Source organism: Clostridium bowmanii, from assembly GCF_018861315.1.
GTDB lineage: Bacteria > Bacillota > Clostridia > Clostridiales > Clostridiaceae > Clostridium_AD > Clostridium_AD bowmanii.
Window position 1 is genome coordinate 1 of sequence record NZ_JAHLDL010000115.1, and the last position, 640, is coordinate 640.

At 32.2% G+C, this 640-nt stretch carries 1 protein-coding gene; it reads right to left on the bottom strand.

Annotated features, from left to right (window positions below; all coding sequences use genetic code 11):
• On the bottom strand, positions 1–301 hold a 301-nt coding region (locus KPL51_RS23135), incomplete at its 3' end, for an IS110 family transposase (RefSeq protein WP_216166789.1).
• Between the last annotated feature and the right edge of the window lie 339 nt (positions 302–640).

Genomic DNA, 640 nt, shown 5'->3' on the forward strand with positions numbered 1-640 from the left:
TACAATTAGTAACGAGTGGATTGATAATGAATGCATCAAATTTATTATCCTTAAGAAAGTGGAAAAGAGTAAGGTGGTACACGCCAGTGGACTCCATGAAGAATACAGGCTTCATGGCATACTCTTCTTCCACTTTTTTTATTTGCTCTAAAAAGTAATTGAAACCATAAACAGTATGATTAATTCTGAATGGTTTTCTAAACTGACTTCCGTCAGGGCAAAGAATTGAAGCGAAAGAAAATGCCGAAGCAACATCAATACCAATAACTGTACTGTTTAAATAAATTGGAATAGTAAACATCTCCTTTTGTTTAAATTAGTATAAGGTAGAGTAGAGATTCCACTTCTATCAGTTAGTTTGCAACCTTGTTAGTGACACGGGTAGTTCCAATAAGGAAACCCAACCAGCTAAAACACAAAATACTCACTGATGGAATGATACGCTATTTCACGAGTATAGGTATAAAAATACCTCTCAGGAGGTTAACATCTATTTTCTCTATTCATGAGATATTATAACATTGTGAAATAGCTAAGTTAAGTTTTCTAAATGGAATCTAAGTGATAAAAAACCAAGAGCAAAGATAAGTGTGTAATTCAGAAATGAATAAAAATAAAGATTAACATTAACAAAGATAAG